8 protein-coding genes and 1 pseudogene are annotated in these 7,812 nt (G+C 39.5%); 6 read left to right on the forward strand and 3 right to left on the reverse strand.

Features of this window, described 5'->3' with window-relative positions; translation table 11 throughout:
* Positions 1 to 119 precede the first annotated feature (119 nt).
* A pseudogene (locus F947_RS12370) lies at positions 120 to 1,136 on the forward strand (YeeE/YedE family protein); the annotation flags it as partial.
* A 267-nt stretch (positions 1,137 to 1,403) separates the two neighbouring features.
* Positions 1,404 to 1,652 carry a DUF2789 family protein gene (locus tag F947_RS12375; RefSeq protein ID WP_004976204.1) on the forward strand — a complete coding sequence of 83 codons (249 nt, stop codon included), beginning with the start codon at positions 1,404 to 1,406 and terminating at the stop codon, positions 1,650 to 1,652.
* 162 nt (positions 1,653 to 1,814) lie between these two features.
* On the opposite strand, the gene F947_RS14530 is transcribed toward F947_RS12375, so the two are convergent.
* A protein-coding gene (locus F947_RS14530; RefSeq protein ID WP_099046178.1) for an IS4-like element ISAba33 family transposase occupies positions 1,815 to 2,905 on the reverse strand; the annotation gives its coding sequence in 2 pieces (ribosomal slippage) (positions 1,815 to 2,365 and positions 2,365 to 2,905; 1,092 coding nt in all).
* A gap of 95 nt (positions 2,906 to 3,000) precedes the next feature.
* Here F947_RS14530 and F947_RS12390 point away from each other — a divergent pair.
* A complete protein-coding gene (locus tag F947_RS12390) occupies positions 3,001 to 3,258 on the forward strand; it encodes a DUF2789 family protein (protein WP_026438536.1) in 258 nt (85 codons plus the stop codon).
* Between the two features lie 43 nt (positions 3,259 to 3,301).
* On the opposite strand, the gene F947_RS12395 is transcribed toward F947_RS12390, so the two are convergent.
* Together F947_RS12395 and F947_RS12400 are read right to left on the reverse strand one after the other, a co-directional pair.
* Positions 3,302 to 3,829, reverse strand: coding sequence for a hypothetical protein (locus tag F947_RS12395; protein WP_004976208.1), 528 nt, complete (start codon positions 3,827 to 3,829; stop codon positions 3,302 to 3,304).
* A gap of 86 nt (positions 3,830 to 3,915) precedes the next feature.
* On the reverse strand, positions 3,916 to 4,518 hold the full coding sequence (locus F947_RS12400) for a 2OG-Fe(II) oxygenase (protein ID WP_004976210.1): 603 nt from the start codon (positions 4,516 to 4,518) through the stop codon (positions 3,916 to 3,918).
* A gap of 116 nt (positions 4,519 to 4,634) precedes the next feature.
* Here F947_RS12400 and F947_RS12405 point away from each other — a divergent pair, with 116 nt between their 5' ends.
* The 3 genes from F947_RS12405 to F947_RS12415 are packed head-to-tail and all read left to right on the forward strand — an operon-like array spanning position 4,635 to position 7,483.
* Complete coding sequence (locus tag F947_RS12405) at positions 4,635 to 5,492, forward strand: 23S rRNA (adenine(2030)-N(6))-methyltransferase RlmJ (RefSeq protein ID WP_026438537.1); 858 nt, start codon at positions 4,635 to 4,637, stop codon at positions 5,490 to 5,492.
* A gap of 43 nt (positions 5,493 to 5,535) precedes the next feature.
* Positions 5,536 to 6,360, forward strand: coding sequence for a CDP-diacylglycerol--serine O-phosphatidyltransferase (gene pssA / locus F947_RS12410; protein ID WP_004976213.1), 825 nt, complete (start codon positions 5,536 to 5,538; stop codon positions 6,358 to 6,360).
* A 40-nt stretch (positions 6,361 to 6,400) separates the two neighbouring features.
* Positions 6,401 to 7,483 carry a DUF6670 family protein gene (locus F947_RS12415; protein WP_004976216.1) on the forward strand — a complete coding sequence of 361 codons (1,083 nt, stop codon included), beginning with the start codon at positions 6,401 to 6,403 and terminating at the stop codon, positions 7,481 to 7,483.
* Positions 7,484 to 7,812 lie beyond the last annotated feature (329 nt).

The following is a 7,812-nucleotide window of genomic DNA, read 5'->3' on the forward strand; positions in this document are numbered from 1 at the left end:
TTCACTATGTGCGTATCAACTTTGCCAAAAGAATAAGCCTAAAATTCATGTGATTAAATCTTTGGCTTATCCGTAACTGGGGTTAGACTAACATATCTATTCTGCTAGTCTAGAGCCTTATTAAAGAAGGGCGTGGGCGTGGGTTGCGTGCCCAAATGATCATGTTGGGTTTGGCGGTATTGCTATTTTTCCCTGCTTTAGGGGCAGGTGAATTATTTGGTAATCCTGTCAAAGGTAATGTAAATCCAGTTTCCATGTCAGTCATGATTGGTGCCTTTATTTTTGGTATAGGCATGCAATTGGGCGGCGGTTGTGCTTCAGGGACTTTGTACATCGTTGGCGGTGGTAGTGCCCGCATGTTGGTGACCTTACTCTTCTTTTGCTTAGGTTCGTTGATTGCAACATCACATTTGGATTGGTGGTTTAACCTACCACATTTAGCACCCATTTCTATTGTAGAAAGCTTTGGGGTGATTCCTGCGCTGTTGTTGAGTTTCGTTATTTTTGCGTTAATTGCAGCCGTGACAGTATGGGTTGAAAAGAAACGCCATGGCAGTTTAGAGGCAGAGCCACAAAGTCAGCAGCACGGCTGGAAACGCTTTCTGAAAGGCCCGTGGCCGTTGATTTGGGGCGGCATTATTTTAACCCTGCTTAACTTTGCTACCTTGGCCTTAGCAGGTCGTCCGTGGGGTGTAACCTCTGCACTTGCAGTTTGGGCTGCAAAAGTGGCGACCTTAGCAGGAATGGATGTAAGTGCTTGGGATTACTGGCAACAACCTGGCAATGCTAAAGCTCTAGCCAATTCACTTTGGCATGACATTACCTCGATGATGAATTTTGGCATCATGCTCGGTGCTTTGCTTGCAGCGAGTTTGGCAGGCAAGTTTGCGCCTAACTTTAATATTCCACGTCGTTCACTGGTTGCAGCAGTTGTTGGTGGTCTATTACTTGGCTATGGCGCACGTTTAGCATACGGTTGTAATATCGGTGCTTACTTCAGTGGTATTGCATCAGGAAGTGTGCATGGTTGGTTGTGGTTGGTATTTGCCTTTATGGGGAATGCAATTGGCGTAAAACTGCGCCCAATTTTCTTTCCAAGTGAAAAGCCACAACCTGAAAAATTAACAGGTTGCTAAATTTAAAACTAAACCTATTCAGCCAGTCAGCGTAAATTTTGACTGGCTTTTTATTTCGTGGCTATTTCTCAGCTCTTAGCTAAATATTCGACATCATTCTTATCAACAATTTTTGATTCATTCTTACTTGTATTGCATGCTTTGAAACTTGCACAGAAACAGTTGTGTTGTACAAAAAATAACATGCTGCAACTCGGCTGCTGCTGAATGCTTTTATAAAGCGAGTTACAGTCATCTTAATTACAGAAAGAGTTAAAGGAGGATGTCATGTTTGATCAACAACCAACTTTAGAACTGCTATTTCAACAATTGGGTCTAGATGCAGATGATGCTGCAATTGATCAATTTATTCGTGAACATCAATTGCCCGCAGAAACCAAATTACACTGTGCTGAATTTTGGACAGAGGGTCAGCGGCAATTTTTACAAAGCCATTGGAAAAAAGATGATGACTGGGCCATTGTGATTGAAACGCTGAATGAGCAATTGCATAGCGATCAGCATCCAAGTACGTAAATGGTGTGAAGTATGGTTATAAAAAGCTTGAGTGAGAGCAGCTCAAAAAATTAATCACAAAAAGATACAACAAACCCAGTCAAAGGACTGGGTTTTTTATGCAAAGTGTTATAAGTTGGTTCAATAAGGAATTACAAATAAACTCTCTGTACACGACAAATTTCATAGGCCCCTTGTCCTATCAGGCTTTTTCTTTCTTAAAATTGCTAGCACTTTCTTAAATTCTTCTTTTTTTCCAAAACCAATCAAACGTAGAATAGCCATTTGAACATAGTCCAAACCGTAGCGAAATAAACTTACTGAAAGTCGTCCATGCTTCTTTATTTTTATCGTTTTTTTCTGATCATGTTGCCATTCACCTGTTAAATAGCACCAACAGAAACCGATAGCTAGCACTGCTATCAATTTCTTGACTCGTCTAGGGTCTGTTAAACGAGTATTTTCAAGATTGAATCCACGTCCTTTGAGACAACTAAATAACGTTTCGATTTCCCAGCGTAATGCATAATCACGAATAGCAGAAGCATTAAACATAGGAGAAACAACAAGTAAAAGTTCTCCATCTTCTAATCGTAGCGCACTAATATACAGTTTCACTCGACCAACCCAAATACGTCGTTTACGACATTCAGTTTGACCAACTTGAAGATGACGAAATAAATCACTAATTTTATGATTCTTGGCTAAGTGATTGGTCACAATAAAGTTTTTTTAACACGTATACAGAAGTTAATGTCATTTTCAATTAACCATGTAAACCATTTCTCACCGATAAATTCTCTGTCTGCAAACACATTCACAATACGATCTTTACCAAAAATGGAGATAAAGCGTTGAATCAAAGCAATACGCTCTTTTGTATCTGAATTTCCACGTTTATTGAGCAATGTCCAAACAATAGGTATCGCTATTCCACGATAGACGATGGCCAACATCAAGATATTGATATCTCGTTTTCCCCATTTCCAATTAGTTCTATCCAAAGTTAATTGGACTTTATCGAATGAAAATATATTGAAAATTAACTGAGAAATTTGACGATAATCGAAATACTGATCTGCAAAGAAGCGTTGTATACGTCGATAAAATGATTGTGGTAAGCACTTGATGGGTAAGGCTTTAGATGCAGAAGAAAGATTACATGTCTGTTTTACAATTAATGCAAGCATAATCAGTGTAAAACATTTTACATGTGACTTGTTCCACTTTAGATATTTGTTTAAGATGAGATATAACTCATTGAAATGTGTCATCATATTCGTCGTCAGAAAACAAGTATTATGCCATTATTTCAGTGAGTTATCTTTTTTTGTCGTGTACAAAGAAATAAACTAATAAAGGGGGCAAGGTGCTCATGCAAAATACTCCATCATTAGCCATGTTATTCAGCCAGCTCGGTTTAGCCAGTAGCCCTGCAGCCATTGAGCTGTATGTACGTACACATCAATTACCTGCACAGATTAATTTACATGAAGCGCCGTTTTGGAATAAATCGCAACGTGAATTTTTAATTAGTCATTTGGTACAGGATGATGACTGGGCCATTTGGATTGATGAACTTAATCAACAGTTACACTTAGATGCTTATCGTTTGCAAGCAGTATAAAAACCATCTCATATTTATGCTAACGCCTCAATACGAGGCGTTTTTAATGCATTCTGCTTTTAAGCATCTGTTTAAACCACACTTCAGTTTGGTAAGCATTAAAGGCTGGGTGAATTTGTAAGAGTTCCAAATCAAATTCGGCAGTTTTACTGTACTTGCCTAACCAGTGGCGACACAGTGCACTTTCATTTTTACTGGCGCTGGCATAAGCCAAGAAAAAGAAAATATCTCCATGTGCATAATGAGTCATGGCTTTTAAAATTTGTTGAGTAATTAAGGCGTATTTTGCATCGCGGGTCAGCTCAAAATACATCATATAGGCTTTGGCTAAATGCAAAGACAAGTTGATATACAGCGTCAACGGTATTTCTTCAAATTCAATCCGACCTTGTTCCAACAGCACAATGGCTTCTTGCAAAAAGTAAATCTGTTCTTGGCGTAACTCGCTCAAACTCACCAATTGTAAGCGTAAATCGGCACGTTCTAATGCCAATTCAGGCGTATTGCCTTGTAAAAAAAGTTGGTCGGTTTCCCCAATACGTTGAATAAGCTGTTGAGTCGAGTTGCGCATGGGTGAATTCCTGATAGCAATATTTGCTCTACATCGGGGCAAATTTACAGTTTTAAAGCCAATAGTCTGAAAAATGCGGTCTGTTTTTACCAAAGTTGATTGCCGCTGCGTAGCCATGCGGTAATGGAAAGACGTTGCTGTGTCGCAGGCAAAACTTCGTGCAATAAATCACTTTGGAAAATTGCAATCCGATTTGGGCGTGGTTCTATAATTTGCCATGCTCCATGTTTGTCTTGTAAACGTAGTTGTCCACCCCAATCTGTCTGCCATTCAGGGTGTAAATAATAGACAGCAGAAATCACCCGATCATTTTTTTGTTGTGGGTTATCGCGGTGCAAGGCATAAAAAGAACCTGCTTGGTAGCTGGCAAAATGCGCTTCGACCTCACGAATCCCTAAATAAAATGCCTGATTGAATTGTTCGGCCAAAGCCAAAAGAGTTTGGGTATGTTGTTGTGCAATGCTTAAATCTTCGTGAATCCATAAAATATGATCACTGCGAATTTTGCTGACCACACCATTTTGTATGGCTGCTTCACGAAATTGATCTAAATTTTGACTACACTCTGCTAGAACTTGTTGTTGATATTCAGGTGAATAGGCATCATCCAACATGGCAAAACCATGCAAATCTAAATCTTCAAGAATTTGATCAATATTCCAAGATTTTGGAAGCAGTGTGGCGTCCATAAAATAGATACTCAGACAAAATGCAAGACAAGCTGATTATTTTAGAGGAATACAAGCTCCTGAATGAAACTTTTTTTCATGCTAAAATGTCGGTTGATTTTAGGAATGAACCAAACATGAATTATCGTCACCATTTCCATGCGGGCAACTTTGCCGATGTCATGAAGCATGTTTTATTGCTGCAAATTTTGACACGTTTAAATGCCAAAGATAAACCTTATCGCTATGTCGATACACATGGCGGTGCGGGTAAATATGACTTATCTTTAGCACCTGCACAAAAATCGGGCGAATTTTTAAATGGTATTCATCGTTTAGTGAAACTAGATGATTCAATCAAACGTCAGGCACCAGAAGGCGTACAGCAGTATTTAAAACTGGTTGAAGCAATGCGTGAAACGGATGGGCAAGGTGCATATCCCGGTTCGCCATGGTTTGCTTTACAAGGTATGCGTGACATCGACAAAGCAACTATTTTTGAAATGCAGCGCGATGTATTCCAGCAATTGCGTCATAACATTCGTGACAAACGCGCAGGTTTACATGAGCGTGATGCTTACGAAGGTTTATTGGGCGTCATTCCACCAAAAGAAAAACGCGGTTTGGTGATGATTGATCCACCGTATGAATTGGAACGTAAAGATTTCCCTCAGTTGGTTGAATTATTGGCAGCTGCACATAAAAAATGGCCAACAGGCGTATTTGCGGTGTGGTATCCAATTAAAGACCGCGCCATGATTGAACGTTTTGAAAAGAAAATGTTTAAAACAGGTATTCGCCGTCAACTCATTTGTGAAATTTGTGTGTGGCCTGACGATACTCCTGTGGGCTTAAACGGTTGTGGTTTATTGGTGATTAATCCACCATGGAAATTCTCTGAAGATGCAGATGAAGCCCTGCAATGGTTGTTCCCGCACTTGCGTATGCAAGAACATGGTGGACATGCTGCAGTGCGTTGGTTAGTTGGCGAATAAAAAATTTAAATAGACGTTCAGGTTACAGTTAGGACACAAAATAATGACAAACACATCCAAACCCGAAGGAGAGTATAGTTCCCGTGATCTTGAGCATGACGGAATTACATTTGAAGTGGTGGAAGAAGAACATACCCGTGAAGGGCAAAAGGTGAAGCGTCGTGGTATCTATCTGTGGCCAAACCTGATTACCACGGCAGCCTTGCTGTCGGGTTTTTACTCCATTATTGCCAGTATGAATGGCGAATTTAGCCAAGCGATTTATGCCATTTTTCTAGCAGCATTGTTTGATGGTTTAGATGGTCGTGTGGCACGTGCGATTGGTGCGCAAAGTCCATTTGGCGAACAGTTTGATTCATTATCCGATATGCTCGCCTTTGGTGTTGCACCTGCGATTTTGATGTATAGCTGGAGTTTGCATGATTTAGGTCGTATCGGCTTGGCGGCTTGCTTTGTTTATACGGCTTGTGCCGCATTCCGTTTGGCGCGTTTTAATGTGCAAATTGGTGTGGTCGATAAACGCTACTTTATTGGTGTTGCAAGTCCTTTGGCTGCGCTGATTATCGTGTCGCTGGTTTGGGTAGGACGGGATTTTCCTGAACTGTATGATATTCGTGAAATTGGTCTACAAATCCTCAATGCTGTGATTATTATTGCAGTAGGATTGTTGATGATTTCCAATATTAAATATTATTCATTTAAAACCTTTGACCGTAAGCGTGTGCCGTTTTTTGTATTGCCAATCGCAGTATTTATCCTTGCAGCCATGACGTACAATATCCCTGTAGGAATTTTAGTGATTTCAATTATTTATGCGCTTTCGGGTTTTGTGACCACTTTTATGGCAAGAAAAAATGCGGTGAGTTAATGAGGCTTTTATAAAAGCATCAACTCACAAGGAGTTTGATATGCAGCTGTTTCAAGATTTTCTCGATCGTTCCAAACAACTCAATCAAACTCCTGTGGCACACGCTAAACTGCCTTATCACGCCCCGAAACATCATTATAAATTTATCTATCAGGGCTTAATTCTTCCTAACTTGCCTGCACCTTTACATTATCTCAACTTTATCGGCTTATTGGGCAGTCTAAATACTGCAATGCTGCGCCCTGAAAATGTGATTACAACTTCAGCTTTAGATACGGCCAGTATCCTTTGTAGTAGTAGCCCCCACATGGTGGGACAGTCCAATCATTATTCAATACAACACGATTGCGTATTTACCGCACAGTATTTTCAGTTTGCCAATAAAGAACGCATTACAGGACATTTTCCGCAATTTCATATTCAACGTGAAGATAGCGAACTCAGCTTCGATTTAAAGATCACCACAAGCTCTACAATTTCATATTTCACCAAATTGCGAATGAATTTGGCAGAACATTGGTCTTTGTTGTGTCAGTGTCAGGGAAGTGTGCGCTATAAAGATCAGTATTTTCAGATTGAGCAATTGGGTAGTTTTGAGTTCGCTCGTTCAATCCAGTTTCCTTATTTCGCAGTGGCATTTTTTTGTTATCAGGTGATTAATCTGAATCATCAGCAACAAATGATATTGCTACAAAGCCGTGATGTGTTGAATCGAATTTTACAATCTCGAATTTATCTGCGAGATGCTAACACGGAGCAAACTCAGGTATTTGATGTGCAAGTACAATTTAATATTCAACGGGTTTATCCAAAAATAAAAACCCCGACAGGTCAGTGCATGTATTTACCACGCGAGTTTGAATGGCTCTATCAAGATGAAGATGGCACCTCAATTCATCTACAAGCGCAGAGTCGTGGTGATTTTAAATTTGGGGCTGCGGCAGGTTATGTCGGAAGTTTTCAATATCAGTTGGTTATAAATGGTGATAAACAACAAGGTGAAGGCGGCTATTGTGAATATATCGACTGCCGTGCACTGAAGTGGCAAGAATATGATCAGCCTGAAAAAATGTCAGATGTAGTATTGAATCCTCAACCTTTTATGATCAAGAAAAAGAAATAAACAATATTTTGTAGAAAAGTGAAGTTTTTGCCGAATAAATAACCACTCGAACTCAAAAACTTATAAAACATAAAAAGAAGTGTTGCACATTAAAATAATTGTCCTATAATGCACATCTATCGGCGGTGATGAAGATTAAAACTTCTGATAAAACAATGACTTGGTTAAGAATAATTGAGTTGGGTTTTAGAAAGAAAGTTTAAAATAATTTAAATTACCAGTTGACACTTTAGAAATAAAGCGTAATATAGCCGACCTAGCTTGATGCTGACGAAGCATCGAGAAGATCATTAAGAGATTATGAAGAACAACTTGTGTGGATTTTTACT

Source organism: Acinetobacter towneri DSM 14962 = CIP 107472 (genome assembly GCF_000368785.1).
Classification (GTDB): domain Bacteria; phylum Pseudomonadota; class Gammaproteobacteria; order Pseudomonadales; family Moraxellaceae; genus Acinetobacter; species Acinetobacter towneri.

Bases quoted from the DNA above. Each gene is read 5' to 3' on its own strand.
- F947_RS12400 (WP_004976210.1), bottom strand. From the start codon at position 4,518: ATGGACGCCACACTGCTTCCAAAATCTTGGAATATTGATCAAATTCTT.
- F947_RS12415 (WP_004976216.1), top strand. From the start codon at position 6,401: ATGCAGCTGTTTCAAGATTTTCTCGATCGTTCCAAACAACTCAATCAA.
- F947_RS12375 (WP_004976204.1), top strand. From the start codon at position 1,404: ATGTTTGATCAACAACCAACTTTAGAACTGCTATTTCAACAATTGGGT.
- F947_RS12405 (WP_026438537.1), top strand. From the start codon at position 4,635: ATGAATTATCGTCACCATTTCCATGCGGGCAACTTTGCCGATGTCATG.
- F947_RS12395 (WP_004976208.1), bottom strand. From the start codon at position 3,829: ATGCGCAACTCGACTCAACAGCTTATTCAACGTATTGGGGAAACCGAC.
- pssA (WP_004976213.1), top strand. From the start codon at position 5,536: ATGACAAACACATCCAAACCCGAAGGAGAGTATAGTTCCCGTGATCTT.